Origin of the sequence: Staphylococcus sp. IVB6240, from assembly GCF_025558425.1 — a bacterium.
Lineage (GTDB): Bacteria > Bacillota > Bacilli > Staphylococcales > Staphylococcaceae > Staphylococcus.
Genome location: NZ_CP094718.1, coordinates 591,578 through 609,132 on the forward strand (window position 1 = coordinate 591,578; position 17,555 = coordinate 609,132).

A 17,555-nucleotide genomic window follows, 5' to 3' on the forward strand; every position below is an offset into this window, starting at 1 on the left:
TGTAGTATTTACTGGCTGGACTTTTTGCTTTCTAATGGTTAGTAAAATATTTAAGTTATCTATATTTAAGAGATATAATAATGATAATGTTATTTAAGTGTGAGGGGGAACCATATGTTTCGTGCATTTATAGGAGGCGCTGGTACAGGGAAAAGTACCGCGATGATGGATGAAATTAAAAAGAAAATAGAAGAGCGACCGATAGGAGATCCAATTGTTGTCGTGACGCCTACACAAGGAACGTATTTATATGAACAAGCTTTTGTGAGTAATCCATCACTAAAAGGGAGCTTGCGTGCAGAAGTTTTGCACTTCGAAAGATTGAGTCATCGGGTCTTTCAAGAGGTTGGTGGTGTTAGTGAAACGCGTTTATCATCAACATCGATAGAAATGATGATTTATCAGATTTTACAAGATGTTCGTAAACAATTGAAACTCTACCAATCTCAAGTAAAATATTTAGGATTTAGTACAAAAGTTCGTGAACAAATTCAAGATTTTGAAAAATATGCGATTACACCTGAAATTGTTGCAAACAGTTCAAAGAATAGTCAGTTAGCAAATAGAACACAAGATAAATTACACGATATGAGCTTAGTCTATGACACATTACAAGCACGAATGGGCTCAGACTATTTAACAGGTGAAGGTTTGATGCAACGCTTTATATCAATGATTCCTAAGTCTGATTGGCTTCGTCGTGCAGATATTTATATTGATGGTTTTCATAACTTCTCGACACAAGAATATCAATTAATAGAGGCACTTGTGGGCCATGCAAAATCTGTGACGGTCTTATTGACGACAAATGGGGACACTGATCCATTAAGCATGTATCGTAAACCATCTGAGTCACTGTCACATTTACGTGAAATTGCCGTTCAATCAGAGAAATCATTGGAAATTATTCGTTTTAACGAGGTACAACGCTTTAAATATCCAAGCTTAAAGGCACTTGCTACAGAATTCGATGCGCTACAACCACAAGGAATACAATCAGATGATGGTGCAGTAACTATTTTTGAAGCAACATCTGTGCGTGAAGAAGTGAATGAAATTGCACGACAAATTTTAGCAGATGTAAGGGACAATCAGTATCGTTATCGAGACATTGCAATCTTATATCGTGATCCAAACTATGTGTATTTATTGGAGTCCATTTTGTCACAATATGATATTCCATATAATGTGGACGTGAAGAAATCAATGGTGCATCATCCGATTATGGAGATGTTCGTTAGTATGATTGAAGCGTTAAAAACAAATTGGCAGTTTGAACCGATGATGCGATTATTTAAAACAAATGTACTCACACAAAATATTCCTAACAGCCGCTATTTAATAGATATACTGGAAAATTATGCGATGGAACGTGGGATTTTTGGGAATCGATGGTTTGATGATAAATATTTCCAATTGGATAGCTTTAAGACAATGGGGATTAAACGTCATCGTTCAAGAACTGAGGACGAAGAAGAGACATTTCAGCGTGTCATTTTAATGAAAGAATCGGTTGTACAAAAATTATTGCGATTAGAGCAGAAGTTATCAGAAGGTGGCCATGCTGTAGACTATGCAACGGCACTTTATGAAGTACTAGAGGCTTTTGAGTTGCCGTCACATTTGATGACATACCGTGATGAATTAGAAGTGCATGGGCGACATGAACAAGCTGAAGAAGTGGATCAAATTTGGAAAGGATTTATTCGTATCTTAGATGAAATTGTTGCAGTGTTTGATCAACAAGAGATGAGTCATACACGCTTTTTAGAATTGTTAAATGTTGGTTTAAATGGTCTAGAGTTTTCAATGATTCCACAAACAATGGATCAAGTGACAATTGGAACAATGGATTTAGCTAAAGTTGATAATAAGTGTCATGTGTATCTCATAGGGATGAATGATGGGGTCTTGCCTCAAGCAATTAATGGTAAGAGTCTCATGTCAGATGATGAGAAAAAAGCATTTGAACTTCAGACAGGTATGCAGCTTAGTCCGACTGCGGATATTTTACAAATGGATGAAGCGTTTGTTGGATATTTTGCAATGACTCGAGCATGTGAGCGACTGACAATGACATATAGTTTGATGGATAGTAGTGGTGCTGAGAAGGAAGCAAGTCCGTATTTAAATGATGTAAAAATTATTTTGCCAGCAGTTGAGATACAAAATATTTCACAATTAAATATACAAGAGGCAATGCGCTGTATTGTGCACCCACATCAAACGAAAGTGCATTTATTTGAATCATTACGTGCATGGATGGACGGACAAGCTATTCCTGATACATGGTTCACGGCGTATGATATTATGTCGAAAGAGCCTGAATTGCGCAGAGGGATGACACACTTAACGACTGCATTAGATTATCAAAATGATACGGTGAAATTAGATCAAGAGCTCACTTATGCATTATACGGCAAAACGATTAATGCGAGTGTATCACGCTTTGAAGGATATAACAGTTGTCCTTTTAAACATTATGCGTCTCATGGATTAAGATTAAATGAACGTACAAAGTATGAGTTGCAAAACTTTGATCTTGGCACAATTTTCCATGATGTTTTACGATATATTGCTGAAAAAGTGGAAGGTCGTTTCCAAAAGTTAACACTACAACAAATTCAGGCATTAACTCAAGAAGCACTTGATATTTATCTACCAAAAGTACAGTTTAACCTATTAAATGCAACATCTTATTATCGTTATTTATCTCAACGTATCGGTGCAATTGTTCAAGCGACATTGCAGGCATTACGATATCAATCAGAAAATTCACAGTTCCGACCGATTGCTTTCGAAAAAGCATTCCGTAAAAAACCACATTCTGATGATGAATTAATCGCATCATCATTAACGACTAAGCAAGGTGTACCGATTAATATACGCGGTCAAATTGATCGTATTGATGTATTTAATAAGAACGGAAAAAGTTTTATTAATATTATAGATTATAAGTCTTCTGAGAAAAGTTCTGAATTGGACTTAGTGAAGGTATACTATGGACTGCAAATGCAAATGATGACTTATATGGATATCGCACTACAAAACAAAGTCCGATTAGGTCTAACAGATGATGTGAAACCAGGTGGCTTTTTATACATGCATGTGCATAAATTTAAAGATAAAAAACGTTCGTGGGATAAGGTAAACCCAGATGATTATGAAGCGCAATTTTTAAAATCATACAAACTGGATGGTCTACTCAATAATGACCCAGATGTGGTAGATGCCTTTGACCGTCGTTTAGAGAGTGGTTTTGGTTCGGATATTGTCCCTGTAGGAATGACCAAAGCAGGAAAGTTCAATGCCTATAGTAAAGTGGTGAATGAAGACATTATTCGCTTATTGATGCAACGAAATAAAGAAAACTTTGTAGAAACCGCTTCCCAAATTATGGACGGTCATACAGAAGTAGCGCCATTAAAATATGACAACACACTCCCATGTCGTTTCTGTCAGTATAAATCAGTATGTCATGTCGACAGCTTGATTGATAGTGCAAAATATCGACGTGTAGATGAAAAAATTAAACCATTAGAATTACTTGCAACAAGTGACGAAGAGGAGGAGACACGATGATTCCAACGAAACCAAATGACGTACAATGGACTGATGCGCAATGGGAAAGTATTTACGCTAAAGAGCAAGATATTCTTGTTGCGGCGGCAGCAGGGTCTGGTAAAACAGCAGTCTTAGTTGAGCGTATCATACAACGCATTATCCGTGATGGCATCGATGTTGATCGCTTACTTGTTGTGACATTTACGAATGCAAGTGCACGTGAGATGAAGCACCGTATAGAAGCACGCATTCAACAAGCATCATTGGACGATCCAAATAACCATCATTTGAAAAATCAACGTAGTAAAATTCATCAGGCACAGATATCAACCTTGCATAGTTTTTGTTTGAAACTGATTCAACAACATTATGATCAACTTGATATTGATCCAAACTTCCGTACAGCGAGTGAAGTTGAAAATGTACTGCTATTAGAACAAGTGATTGATGATGTTTTTGAACAACATTATGATCGATTAGACCCACATTTTGTTACATTAACCGAGCATTTGTCTTCTGATCGAAGTGATGAAGATCTTAGAAAGATTATCAAAAAACTATATTATTTCAGTGTTGCAAATCCACAACCATTTGAGTGGCTTGATGCTTTAGATCAGCCATACCGTGAAAATGATTCACAGCAACGTTATATGTCAACGTTGAATCAGTATATCCAGTTATACTTGGAGGCAGCACGTACAATATTAGAACAAGCATATGAACAATTTGAATTAGTAGGCCCTTATGAAAAGCATATTGCATATTATGATAAACATCGTGATTTCATAAGACAGTTGATGTCAGAAACACAGATTGACAAAGCCGCTTTAAGAGCATATCAATTCACTCGAATGCCTAATAAGCCCAAGGAAGTAAAAGAAGATGCAATGCTGAACGGCGCATATGAGAGTGCTAAAGATAGCTTTGATCGGTATAAAGACTATATTGAAAAGGCAAAAGAGCTCGTTGCACGAGATGAAGTCACTTTGGAAAAAGAGTTGGCAGATTTAGCGCCACGTGTTACTTATCTAGCTAAATTAACGAAAGACGTGATTCAAGCATTTGATGCTGCGAAACGTGCACGTAATATTATTGACTTTGCCGATTATGAACATATGGCACTACGTATTTTACTCAATGAAGATGGTTCATCATCACAAGTTGCAGAGTCGTATCGTGCACAGTTTGATGAAATATTAGTCGATGAGTATCAAGATACGAACCGTGTACAAGAGGCGATTATTTCGAGTATCAAACGAGGCGATACATCCGATGGTAATTTATTTATGGTAGGTGATGTCAAACAATCTATCTATAAATTCCGTCAAGCAGACCCAAGTTTATTTATTGGAAAATATGAAGCATTTAATCAAACTGATCAACCAAGCGGGAAACGTATTGATTTATCTCAAAACTTTCGTTCCCGTAAAGAAGTGCTCGCGACGACAAACTATTTGTTTAAACATATGATGGATCCTGCGATTGGAGAGATTGATTATGATGAAGCGGCTAGTCTATATGAAGGGGCGCCATTTGATGATGTATCATATCCAGTCCATTTAACAGCTTTATTAAAAGATAGTTCGCGTGATATGGATAAAGGAGAGCAAGAGGCACAGCTGATCGCACAACAAGTGGAAGCGATTCTGGATAAGCAACAAGTGTTTGATATTAAAACACAGTCGTATCGACCAGCTACATATAAAGATATTGTCATTTTAGAGGCGACCACATCTAATTCTAGAAACATTCAACAAGTCTTTAAAGACAAGAATATTCCTTTATTTGCGAAAAGTAAGCAGGGTTATTTTGAGCAAACGGAAGTACGATTGATGCTGTCATTTTTAAGAACAATCGATAATCCGTTACAAGATATTTATCTCGTAGGGCTGATGCGTTCGATGATTTATCAATTTACTGAAGCAGAGTTGGCGCAGATTCGAGTCGTTGCACCAAATGAAGATTATTTTTATCAATCAATGCAACAATATCTCATTTCTGAAGAAGCAGCACCAGAGTTGAAAGAGAAAGTTGAACGATTTTTAGTAAATTTGGAAAGTTACCGTCGATATAGTCAATCACGTCCAGTGTATCAACTCATTGATAAGTTATTTAATGATCATTACATTACACAATATTTTAGTGGCTTAGTTGGTGGGAAAGGTCGTCGAGCCAACTTACATGGTCTTTTTAATAAAGCGATTGAGTTTGACAATTCAAGTTATCGTGGTCTCTTCCAGTTTATTCGATTTATAGATGAAATGATGGATCGAGACAAAGATTTTGGAGAAGAACATGTTATCGGGCCTAATGATGATGTTGTTAGATTGATGACAGTACATGGTAGTAAAGGTTTAGAGTTCCCATTCGTCATATATTCTGGCCTTAGTCGCCAGTTTAATAAAGGGGATTTAAACCAGCCTGTCGTTTTAAATCAATATGAAGGATTAGGTTTACAATATTATGATACCGAGCATGGCTTGTTTTACCCGTCCTTAATCTCCATGAGTATAGATTTAATCAATCAAAAGGAATTAATCTCTGAAGAAATGCGACTCACATATGTGGCATTAACCCGTGCAAAAGAGCAATTATATTTGATTGGAACTGTTGATGATGCAGATAAATTAGAGACATTAACAACATGGTCTGTGTCTGATGATAGACTTGGAACGATTGAACGCTTTACCGCACGAAATGCTTTTCAATTAATATACAGTGTATTAAGCAAATATGAAGCAACACATTTATTACCACAACAGCAATTTGTGCAAGGGAAGAATGAACTTCCAAATTATTTGAAACCTACAATTGTCATTCAACATGTAGATGCACAAGATATTCTTCCATTAGATGATGAAACATCTGAACAACAAGTAACATCGGTAGCAAAATTGAAGGAGCGTCTTCAAAGTGCATCCGTTACTTCAGATATAGAAAAAGACATTAAAACGCGTTTATTATTTGAATATCCTCATATTAATGCTGTCACACATCCATCAAAACAATCTGTTTCTGAATTAAAACGTCAATTAGAAACAGAACAGGCAGATACAAATTATGAACGTGTGCGACAATATCGTCTTGGTGCAGTGACTTACGAACGTCCTCAGTTTATGCAAGAACAAAAACGAAATGCGGCTGAACTAGGAACATTAATGCATACGGTTATGCAACATCTACCTTTTAAAGAAGAACGTTTAACTGACCCAGAGTTATATGCATACTTTGATGACTTAGTGGCACGTGCCATTATTGATGTAGAGGCGATTCAAGATATCAATGTTGAAGAAATAAAAGGATTTGTGCAAAGTGATTTGTATTTGCGTATTGCGAAAAGTGATGCACGCTATCATGAATTACCTTTTATAGTGAATCAAAATGATGTAGAAAAAGGTGCAAAAGAAGATGCGATTATTCAAGGGATGATTGACCTTGTTTTTGAAGAAAATGGACAATATTACTTTGTGGACTATAAGACAGATGTTTTTGTACGTCGTAAGGGTATGTCTGATGAAGACTTGGCACAGCAATTGAAAGAGAAGTATCGTATTCAAATGCAATATTATCAACAAGCATTAGAAGCGATATTGAAACAAAAAGTATCTGGCTCATTATATTTCTTTAAATTTGGTGAAATTACGATTTAAATAAGATAATGACAAAAATTTGTGATTTATCTAAAATTTTCGTTATAATGGCAATAAGATATATGTTAGGAGTTGATAGTGAATGAAATTCTTATCATTCAAACACAATGGTGAAAAATCGTATGGTGTTAAAGTTAAGAGAGAAGAAGCGGCTTGGGATTTAAGAAAAGTATTTGCTGATTTTGGTTCAACAGAATTCCAACCGAAAACATTACTTGAAGGATTACAACATAACCAAACATTAGAATTTCAAGAGCAAGTAAGAAAAGCGGTTGTTGCAGCTGAAGAAAGTGGCAACGCAGCAGACTACAAAGTTCAATATGCGGATATTGAATTTTTACCACCTGTTACACCGCCAAACAACGTGATTGCGTTTGGTCGTAACTATAAAGCACATGCTGAAGAATTAGATCATGATGTAGAACGCTTATATGTGTTTACAAAAGCGGCTTCATCATTAACAGGTGACGAAGCAACAATTCCTAACCATAAAGATATTACAGATGCATTGGATTATGAAGGTGAGTTAGGGGTCGTAATTGGTAAGTCAGGTGAGAAAATTCCAAAAGGTTTAGCATTAGACTATGTTTACGGATATACAATCATTAACGATATTACAGACCGTGCTGCTCAAAAAGCACACGACCAAGCATTTTTATCTAAGAGCTTAACAGGTGGATGCCCAATGGGACCTTATATTGTTACAAAAGATGAGCTTCCAACACCTGAAAATGTAAATATCGTTACAAAAGTAAACAATGAAATTCGCCAAGATGGAAATACATCACAAATGGTATTGAAAATTGATGAATTAATTGAAGAAATCTCTAAATATGTTGCGTTAAATCCAGGTGATATTATTGCAACTGGTACACCAGCAGGCGTAGGTGCAGGTATGAATCCACCGAAATTCTTACAACCTGGTGATGAAGTGAAAGTAACAATCGATAATATCGGTACATTAACAACATTTATTGAAAAATAATATAATGTTTATTGAAATGGGGCAAAGTTATTTTGCCTCATTTTTTATACCTTAGGGGGTTATATTTCAAGATTGAACAGGGTGACTTTGAGACCGAGACATCATCAATCTCTAAACATACCTTTCACAATCTCGTTCTTGCAGCTGGTAGTTTTATGGAGTGGTCTATTTAATTTTGAACAAAGCATCACATTTCAAGCATTCCAATATCTGGGAGAATAAGGATATGTTATGATATGTAAGTCGATTTATATTAGGAGGATATAATTATGGTATTGATTAATTTACACATTATTAGTTTTGTCATGCTATTAATACTTTTTTATGCAACATATGAAAACTTTTCTAACAAACAAGGCCCAACGCCATTATTCAAACCATTGCATATGACAATGCGTTTATTCATGCTTTTCGTACTGATTACAGGTTTCTGGTTAATTGCCAAAGCATTTACAAGTGCAGATGCCAGCCATATGTTGTTAACTTTGAAAATGGTAGGCGGACTGAACATTATTGGCTTAATGGAAGTCACAATTGCACGTAAGAAAAAGCAAGTTTCAAATCGTTCATTATTCATCTGGACATGGGTCATTGTTGTGATTACAGCAATCTTAGGTACGATCTTACCTTGGGGACCTATTACAGCATTATTCCATTAAAAAATAAAACGTCATTTAGTCGTTCTCGTTGTAAGAACGAACTAAATGACGTTTTTTAAATTTTACGGACGTGCTTTATAGCCAAGCATATTGATCAGGTCTTTTGGGTGGCTATAGGGTGGTGCGTATGCTACTTCAAAAGCAGTGAGATCATCAATCGTTGCACGATGCATCATCGCCATTGATAACACGTCAATACGCTTATCCACACCACTTTTACCAACGGCTGCTGCACGTAAAAGTTGACGTGTTTGTTTGTCGTAGTAGGCACGTAAATGTACAGGTGTATTGTTTGGATAATAGCCTGCATGTGTGCCATTTTTTACTTCAACCATGTCATAATCAAAATGTTCAAGGTCTAAGAGTGATACACCTGTACTTGCAAGTGTATAGTCAAAAAACTTAACGATACTCGCACCTAGAAAACCTTGGAAGACAACATCTTTATTACCAGCAATTTGTTCGGCAATAACACTTGCACCACGATGCGCACCCCAAGCGAGTGGTACATGTGCAGGAAGGTCAACATGACGATAGTGATGCGTTGCAATGTCACCAACAGCATAGACGTTTGGGATATTTGTTTGGAAGCGGTCATTAACCGGAATGTAACCTTTTTCGTCCATCTTAATTCCAGATGTTTTTAAGAAATCAGAGTTAGGTTGGACACCGACCCCAGCAATAATCATGTCATAATCTTCTACCGTACCGGATTTGAAAGTAACCGTTTGACCATCGATAGAAACAACTTCTTCATTCAAACGATAAGGGATATTTCGTGCATCTAATTCTGATAAAATAGCCGCATTCATATCTTGATCCATAAGTTTATTGATCGCTTCTGAACGATGAATTAATGTGGGTGATAAGCCACGTTTATATATGTTTTCGAGTAGTTCTAAGCTGACATATCCTGCACCAATGAGTAACACGCGTTGTACTTGATGTGATGTGATATAGTTTTCAATCGCATCCGTGTCTTCCATATTACGCAGTGTGAATAGGTGTGGGACATCAAAGTCAAGACGTCGTGCACGCGCACCTGGGCTTAATACTAAAATATCATAGTGATCTTTTAGCACTTTACCAGTGGTATGATCTTTAACTTCGACAGTTTGTGCTGTTGTATCCACATTAATTACTTCATGTTGCAATTTCACGGTAATATTTTTCTTCTCTTTGAATTTTTCGGGTGTCATGGGTAATAATTGATCACGTGATGACACCACGTTTCCAAGGTAATATGGGAGTCCACAATTGGCAAAACTCATATGACGGTCTTTTTCATAGACTATGATATCACTATCAGGGTCTAAACGACGAATCTGACTGGCACTCGTTGCACCACCTGCAACTGCACCGACAACAATAATTTTCTGTTTAGTCATCTGGTCGTCCTCCTTTATGATTTTGGAATATTTAATTGGAAGAAGTCGTTTAAATAGATACCAATGCCTTCTTCATTGTTTGATAACGTTGTGTCGTTTGCGATGTATTTCAATTCATAAATGGCATTCCCCATTGCAATACCATGTTTGGCATACTTAATCATTTCAAGGTCATTATCTTCATCGCCAAAAGCAATAATTTCATTGCGTTCAATACCAAGGTGTTTACGAACAATATCAATTCCGACAGCTTTACTAATCCCACGTTTGACAATTTCAATTACAGGGAATGGTGCACCCCAACGTCGGTGTTCAATATTCTCGGCATAAAAGCGTGTTAAAACCTGTTTGACACGTGGAATCATATGTTCTTCAGCCTCAACCAATAAGCTTGTAGGGTCTTCATGTAAGAGTGTTTCGAGATCGCCGACTTTGATATTAGGATTCCCCATGCTAAAACCATCAAACAAACGATTATCAGGACGGTCGATATAGACTTGGTCACCTACTTCGGCAATCATATTTTGGATATCCATTTTTTTTAACGTTTCAATAATACTTGTCGCAATGCCTTCATCAAGACGTTCATGATAAGTAGGAAAGTCTGAATTGCCAGGATGGTGGATGAATGCACCATTAAAGTTGACGATTGGCGTATCGAGTTCTAGTTGATCATAGTACAATTTGCTCGCACGATATGGTCGTCCTGTTGTAATCATAAGTGCGTGCCCTTGGGCTTGAAGTGCCTTTAAGACACGGAATGTATATGGAGGGATCTTTTTATCATCATTTAATAAAGTCCCATCTAAATCTAAACAAATTAAATGTTTTTTCATGGTATTCTCCTAAATTCTAAAGTTCAGTATATGATTATCATAGCATTTTATTGTAGAAATGTAATGATTTTGATATATTGATAGTAACGACAAATGAAGAGGTGAATAGGCATGGAAGAAGCATTAAAAGATAGTATTTTAGGTGCATTAGAGAACGTTATTGACCCAGAGCTTGGTATTGATATCGTGAATCTAGGCCTTGTTTATAAAGTTGACTTAAATGATGATGGTTTATGTACAGTTGAAATGACATTAACATCAATCGGATGCCCAATGGGACCACAAATTGTGGATCAAGTAAAAACAGCATTAGGCGAACTACCAGAGATTAAAGAAACTGAAGTAAACATCGTATGGAATCCACCATGGAACAAAGATATGATGTCACGTTACGCTAAAATTGCATTAGGCGTTAGCTAATCATTGATATATCATTAAATACAATATAGCAATCATGACGAAGAACTGAACTTAGATAAAAGGTTCAGTTCTTTTTTTAAGAAATTTTATAGTGATATCGTGGGAATTATAAAGTATGATATGTAATGTACATACTACTCAAGATGATGATCACGACTTTTTAAACATAAATTAAACTTGAAAATTTATAAGAAGAAAGAATGATAAACATGTGGAATTTTACTAAAACGCCTCAAAAGCAACTTAAAACACGTTATATGCCTGGTCTTGATGGTTTACGTGCCATTGCTGTTCTTGCCGTCATTATTTATCACTTTAATCCGCAATGGTTACCAGGTGGTTTCTTAGGTGTGGATACGTTTTTTGTTATTTCTGGCTACCTTATCACAAGTTTATTATTAACCGAATATCATAATACACAACGTATTGATCTGGTGTCATTCTGGATCAGACGATTGAAACGTCTTTTGCCAGCCGTGATTTTTTTAATTATGTCCGTGTTGATTCTAACATTATTAACCGTACCATCTGAAATTAAATCTGTTCGTGGTGATGCATTTGCTGCGCTATTTTATGTAAGTAACTGGTGGTACATTTTTCAAGATGTTGATTACTTTGCACAATTTGAAGTCGCACCACTAAAGCATCTATGGTCACTGGCTATTGAAGAACAATTCTACTTATTCTTTCCAATTGTTTTACTTGGTTTGCTGCATTTTGTTAAGCGTCTTAAGCCTATGTTATATACTATTTTATTTTTTATAGTGATATCTATTGTGGCAATGGGAATTTTGTATGAGCCACAAGGGAATGTGGCACGTGTTTATTTCGGGACGGATACACGTCTACAAACGATGTTGTTAGGTGTGATATTGGCTTTTGTATGGCCTGCATTTAAGTTACGTCTGCAAACGGCCAGTCAGTCACGTTTTATTATTGATGGCATCGGGGCTGTTGCGTTAGTTGGTTTATTTTTATGTTTCCGATTTGTTAATGAATCACAGGGTGGCTTGTATTATGGCGGCTTTGCGCTTATTAGTGTCTTAACACTTTTTATTATCGCAAGTGCTGTGTTACCTGGTGGCGGATTTTCAAAATTATTGGGGAATCCATTATTTCTATATATTGGATCACGTTCCTATAGCCTATATCTATGGCATTATCCGATTATTGTTTTAATCCACCATCATTTTGTACAGGGACAAATTCCATTGTGGGTCTATGTAATTGAGGCGATATTCATGTTCTTAATGGCTGAATTCTCATATCGATATATAGAAACACCATTCCGTCATTCTGGCTTTAAGATATTTGACTTTAAACACTTGAAGCAATGGCGAGTATTAAATGTGAAGCGCGCATGGCTAGCGATTATATTACTTGTACCATCGTTGTTGATTTTATTAGGTGCCTTCAATGGATTGGCTAAAGAAAAAACACATACCACAGCCATTAATACAGATGATATTGAAAAATATATCACTGTACCGATACCTTTGGGCGATATGAAAGTTGCGGGATTAGAAGTGAAAGGTCAAGCGTCACAATATGCAAACTGGAAACCACTTTTAATCGGTGATTCTGTCATGGTAGACATCGGTGATACATTCAAAGAACAGGTACCACACGCGAGTATTAATGGTTTGATTGGACGTCAGCTTGTTCAAGCAATTCCACTTGTGAGGGAAGACTACCCGGATTATAAAGACAAGGATGATATGGTCGTATTACAGCTCGGAACGAATGGTGATTTTACTGAAGAGCAATTAGATACATTGCTGGATCTTTTAGGGAAATCACAAGTCTATTTAGTCAATACGAGTGTTCCGCGTGACTATCAAGCGCACGTCAATGACTTGTTTAAGCAAGCGGCACAAAAGCGTGACAATGTGCATCTTGTTGATTGGCATGCAAGATCACAAGGACACACAGAATACTTTGCGCCAGATGGTATTCATTTAGAAGCGGATGGTGTCAACGCATTGATTGATGAAATTATTAAATCGATGAAAAAGCATCAGAAATAAATCAAGATTAGGATAGAAACACAGTTGAAATTCTCTTGTGTTTTCTATCCTTTTTTGTTGATTTTTAGAAAAGGCGAGCGTATAATTAAATTAAGGTCAAAGAAAGTCAAAGTCAAATTGACCTATTTTGAAATAAAGGAGTGACGTATTTTGGATATTAATCAGATGACGCATTCTATACAAAATGCTTTACAAAAAGCGATTGAATCAACACAAACTTATCAATTAACAAATATTGAAACAGAAGCTGTACTGAAAGCAGTTCTTGAAGCAGATGAGAGTTTATACAAAACAATTTTAGAACGTGCAGAAATAGATACAGAGGCACTTGCCAAAGCATACGATAAAAAATTAACACAATATCCTAAAGTAACCGGCGATAATGTTCAGTACGGACAATATTTATCGCCAAAGACAAATACATTATTTAATAAAGCAGAACAACATATGAAAGCATATGATGATCAATTCATCTCTATGGAACACATGTTGTTAGCTGCGATGGAAGTAGACGAAACAACCGCATCGTTCGTTGAATATAAAGAACAAGTGATTAAAGAAATTATAAAAAAAGTCAGAGGGGGAAACCATGTGACAACACAAAATCCTGAAGTGAACTATGAAGCATTACCAAAATATGGACGTGATTTAGTAGAAGAAGTACGTAAGGGCAACATGGATCCGGTTATTGGTCGTGACGAAGAAATTCGTAACACAATTCGTATTTTAAGCCGTAAAACCAAAAACAACCCTGTCTTAATCGGTGAACCAGGTGTTGGTAAAACAGCGATTGTAGAAGGCCTTGCACAACGTATCGTGAAAAAAGATGTACCGGATTCTTTACTTGATAAAACAGTTTTCGAACTCGATTTAAGCGCCTTAGTAGCAGGGGCTAAGTATCGTGGTGAATTTGAAGAACGACTCAAAGCAGTCTTAAAAGAAGTGAAAGATTCAGATGGTCGTATCTTACTATTCATTGATGAAATTCATATGCTTGTTGGTGCAGGAAAAACAGATGGTGCAATGGATGCCGGAAATATGTTAAAACCAATGCTTGCACGTGGTGAATTGCATTGCATTGGGGCAACAACTTTGAATGAATATCGTGAATACATCGAGAAAGATTCAGCATTAGAACGTCGTTTCCAAAAAGTAAATGTAAAAGAGCCAAATATTGACGACACTATTTCAATTTTACGTGGTTTAAAAGAACGTTATGAAGTGCACCATGGTGTACGCATTCAAGACCGTGCGTTAGTCGCAGCAGCGGAATTATCAGATCGCTACATTACAGATCGCTTTTTACCAGATAAAGCGATTGACCTTGTAGACCAAGCTTCTGCTACGATTCGCACAGAAATGGGATCAAACCCAACAGAACTGGACCAAGCTAATCGTCGTGTGATGCAATTAGAAATTGAAGAAAATGCATTGAAAAAAGAATCTGATGAAGCAAGTCGTGTACGTCTGCAAGAACTTCAAGAAGAATTAGCGGAAGAAAAAGAAAAACAAGCCCAACTACAAGCACGCGTTGAGCAAGAAAAAGAAAAAATTGCGAAAGTCCAAGAAAAACGTGCAGAGTTGGATGAAAGCCGTAAAGCATTAGAAGATGCGGAAAATAACTATGACCTTGAAACAGCAGCTGTATTACAACATGGTAAAATCCCACAATTGGAAAAAGAGCTAAAAGAATTAGAAGCAGCTTTCCAAGAAACACAAGGTGAAGATAGCGACCGTATCATTCGAGAAGTCGTAACAGATGAGGAAATTGGAGAAATTGTTAGTCAATGGACAGGTATTCCAGTATCAAAATTAGTAGAAACAGAACGAGAAAAACTGTTGAACTTATCGGATATTCTTCATCAACGTGTTGTAGGTCAAGATCGTGCGGTTGATCTAGTATCAGATGCGGTTGTACGTGCCAGAGCAGGTATTAAAGATCCAAGTCGTCCAATCGGTTCATTCTTATTCTTAGGGCCTACAGGTGTCGGTAAAACAGAACTTGCAAAATCACTCGCATCGACATTGTTTGATTCTGAAAAACATATGATTCGTATTGATATGAGTGAATATATGGAAAAACACGCTGTCTCTCGTTTAATCGGTGCGCCTCCAGGTTATGTAGGACATGATGAAGGAGGACAATTGACAGAAGCGGTTAGACGTAATCCTTACTCAGTCATCTTATTGGATGAAGTAGAAAAAGCACATACAGATGTCTTTAATGTCTTATTACAAATTTTAGATGAAGGACGTTTAACAGATTCTAAAGGCCGTAGTGTAGACTTTAAAAATACCATTATCATTATGACAAGTAATATCGGTTCACAAATTTTATTAGAAAATGTTAAAAATGAAGGTGCAATCACTGAAGAAACAGAAAAAGCAGTGATGCAAAGTTTAAATGCTTACTTCAAACCGGAAATCTTAAACCGTATGGATGATATTGTATTATTCCGTCCGTTATCAGTAGATGATATGCAAATGATCGTTGATAAAATCTTAACAAACTTAAATATGCGATTAATGGATCAACGTATTACATTAGATTTAACTGATGAGGCGAAAAAATGGATGGGTGAAACAGCATATGAACCAGAGTATGGTGCACGTCCATTAAAACGATTTGTCCAACGTCATGTAGAAACACCATTGGCGCGCTTAATCATTAAAGATAACTTGCAAGAGGGTACGCATGTACACGGTTATTTACAAGATAGTGCCATTCACTTTGATATCAATAAACCATTAGAAAAAGAATAACAGTCAAAAGGGCGTATGCGAATATCGTGTGCGCCTTTTTACTGTCATGAAATCATTAAACTTGAGCAGTGTTTGTAAGTGAGAATAGTATTGTTTAAGAAATGAGTTATTATTTTAATTTATACATAATGTTTGAATTGATGATATGAAATCGAATGTTTACGAACTTTATTCTTATTCTAGTATATAAATTTTTATTAAACTCGTTATGTTATAATAACAAGCAGGGTTGAATATAAATATATTTTTATCAGAACAATAACTTATCAGTGATGTTCTAAAATAATATTTTGACTCAATCCAAAATATACATATAAGGGTGATGTAGATGAATCAATGGACAAAAACTTCAGCGGTACTTTTGGCGTTAGGTCTTGTGACAACATCTGTACCACATGATGCACAAGCTGGAAGTGATGTCGCCGTACAACAGCAGCAAATGACTGAGGAAGATGCAACAGCACAATTAGCTTCACAAAATATGATGGGCGTGGCTTGGTATCAAAATTCTGCTGAAGCTAAGGCACTATATGCACAAGGTTACAATTCAGCGAAAGAAGCACTAGATGAACACATCAAAAAGCATAAAGGTGGGAAAAAGCTGGCTATTGCTTTAGATATTGATGAAACAGTATTAGATAACTCACCATACCAAGCATATAATACGTTGCAAGGTGCATCATTCCCTGATGGTTGGCATGAATGGGTACAATCAGCACAAGCAAAACCTGTTTATGGGGCAAAAGATTTCTTGAAATATGCAGATGAGCACGATGTAGAAATTTTTTATGTCTCAGATCGTTCTCATGAAGAAGACCTTCAAGCAACGATTAAAAACTTAAAACAACAAGGTTTACCACAAGCTGATGAAGCACATGTATTGCTTAAAAAAGAAGGGGAACATGGCAAAACAGAACGCCGTGATCGCATTAAAACAGAATATCGCCTTGTACAATTATTCGGTGACAACTTGTTAGATTTTGATGAGCCGAAAGCAGCGACACCTGAAGGACGTGAAACATTCGTAAAACAACATGAAGATGATTTTGGTAGCAGATATATCATCTTCCCGAATCCAATGTACGGTAGCTGGGAAGCCACTTTATACAACAACGACTACAGCATCAGCGCTGAGCAAAAATCTGAATTACGTCAATCATCCATTACTTACTTTGACCCAGAAACACAACAGTTGAAACAAGGTGCAGTTAAATAATTTATTAAAAAAAGCCATTGTGTCAATATCATAAACGCAATGGCTTT

At 36.4% G+C, this 17,555-nt stretch carries 10 protein-coding genes; 8 read left to right on the top strand and 2 right to left on the bottom strand.

Annotation, left to right across the window (positions count from 1 at the left end; all coding sequences use genetic code 11):
• Window positions 1-114 precede the first annotated feature (114 nt).
• From addB to MUA88_RS02980, 4 genes are all read left to right on the top strand, one after another.
• Window positions 115-3,582: a helicase-exonuclease AddAB subunit AddB gene (gene addB, locus MUA88_RS02965; protein ID WP_262604653.1), complete on the top strand. Its 3,468-nt coding sequence runs from the start codon at window positions 115-117 to the stop codon at window positions 3,580-3,582.
• Window positions 3,579-7,214, top strand: a complete 3,636-nt coding sequence (gene addA / locus MUA88_RS02970) for a helicase-exonuclease AddAB subunit AddA (RefSeq protein ID WP_262605742.1) — start codon at window positions 3,579-3,581, stop codon at window positions 7,212-7,214. Before addB ends, addA begins: the two co-directional genes overlap by 4 nt.
• 82 nt (window positions 7,215-7,296) lie before the next feature.
• Window positions 7,297-8,199: a fumarylacetoacetate hydrolase family protein gene (locus MUA88_RS02975; protein ID WP_262605743.1), complete on the top strand. Its 903-nt coding sequence runs from the start codon at window positions 7,297-7,299 to the stop codon at window positions 8,197-8,199.
• Between the two features lie 275 nt (window positions 8,200-8,474).
• The gene (locus tag MUA88_RS02980; protein WP_262605103.1) at window positions 8,475-8,858 is read left to right on the top strand and encodes a YisL family protein; all 384 of its coding nucleotides are present in this window, start codon (window positions 8,475-8,477) and stop codon (window positions 8,856-8,858) included.
• A gap of 62 nt (window positions 8,859-8,920) precedes the next feature.
• Here the strand turns inward: MUA88_RS02980 and MUA88_RS02985 are convergent, their stop codons facing one another.
• The gene (locus MUA88_RS02985; RefSeq protein WP_262605744.1) at window positions 8,921-10,246 is read right to left on the bottom strand and encodes a CoA-disulfide reductase; all 1,326 of its coding nucleotides are present in this window, start codon (window positions 10,244-10,246) and stop codon (window positions 8,921-8,923) included.
• A gap of 14 nt (window positions 10,247-10,260) precedes the next feature.
• Complete coding sequence (locus MUA88_RS02990; RefSeq protein WP_262604657.1) at window positions 10,261-11,082, bottom strand: Cof-type HAD-IIB family hydrolase; 822 nt, start codon at window positions 11,080-11,082, stop codon at window positions 10,261-10,263.
• 111 nt (window positions 11,083-11,193) lie between these two features.
• Here MUA88_RS02990 and MUA88_RS02995 point away from each other — a divergent pair, with 111 nt between their 5' ends.
• The 4 genes from MUA88_RS02995 to MUA88_RS03010 all read left to right on the top strand — a co-directional run bounded on the left by MUA88_RS02995 (window position 11,194) and on the right by MUA88_RS03010 (window position 17,508).
• The gene (locus MUA88_RS02995) at window positions 11,194-11,502 is read left to right on the top strand and encodes a metal-sulfur cluster assembly factor (protein WP_044360495.1); all 309 of its coding nucleotides are present in this window, start codon (window positions 11,194-11,196) and stop codon (window positions 11,500-11,502) included.
• A 209-nt stretch (window positions 11,503-11,711) separates the two neighbouring features.
• The gene (locus MUA88_RS03000) at window positions 11,712-13,529 is read left to right on the top strand and encodes an acyltransferase family protein (protein ID WP_262604658.1); all 1,818 of its coding nucleotides are present in this window, start codon (window positions 11,712-11,714) and stop codon (window positions 13,527-13,529) included.
• Between the two features lie 150 nt (window positions 13,530-13,679).
• Window positions 13,680-16,292 (top strand): ATP-dependent chaperone ClpB, encoded by a 2,613-nt coding sequence (clpB, locus tag MUA88_RS03005; RefSeq protein ID WP_262605745.1) that lies wholly within the window; start codon window positions 13,680-13,682, stop codon window positions 16,290-16,292.
• A 328-nt stretch (window positions 16,293-16,620) separates the two neighbouring features.
• Complete coding sequence (locus tag MUA88_RS03010; protein ID WP_262604660.1) at window positions 16,621-17,508, top strand: 5'-nucleotidase, lipoprotein e(P4) family; 888 nt, start codon at window positions 16,621-16,623, stop codon at window positions 17,506-17,508.
• The last annotated feature ends 47 nt before the right edge of the window (window positions 17,509-17,555 follow it).

What these genes read in the sequence shown, in the direction of transcription:
- addA (WP_262605742.1), top strand. Translation starts at nt 3,579, where the DNA reads ATGATTCCAACGAAACCAAATGACGTACAATGGACTGATGCGCAATGG.
- MUA88_RS03010 (WP_262604660.1), top strand. Translation starts at nt 16,621, where the DNA reads ATGAATCAATGGACAAAAACTTCAGCGGTACTTTTGGCGTTAGGTCTT.
- MUA88_RS02985 (WP_262605744.1), bottom strand. Translation starts at nt 10,246, where the DNA reads ATGACTAAACAGAAAATTATTGTTGTCGGTGCAGTTGCAGGTGGTGCA.
- MUA88_RS03000 (WP_262604658.1), top strand. Translation starts at nt 11,712, where the DNA reads ATGTGGAATTTTACTAAAACGCCTCAAAAGCAACTTAAAACACGTTAT.
- addB (WP_262604653.1), top strand. Translation starts at nt 115, where the DNA reads ATGTTTCGTGCATTTATAGGAGGCGCTGGTACAGGGAAAAGTACCGCG.
- MUA88_RS02995 (WP_044360495.1), top strand. Translation starts at nt 11,194, where the DNA reads ATGGAAGAAGCATTAAAAGATAGTATTTTAGGTGCATTAGAGAACGTT.
- MUA88_RS02990 (WP_262604657.1), bottom strand. Translation starts at nt 11,082, where the DNA reads ATGAAAAAACATTTAATTTGTTTAGATTTAGATGGGACTTTATTAAAT.
- MUA88_RS02975 (WP_262605743.1), top strand. Translation starts at nt 7,297, where the DNA reads ATGAAATTCTTATCATTCAAACACAATGGTGAAAAATCGTATGGTGTT.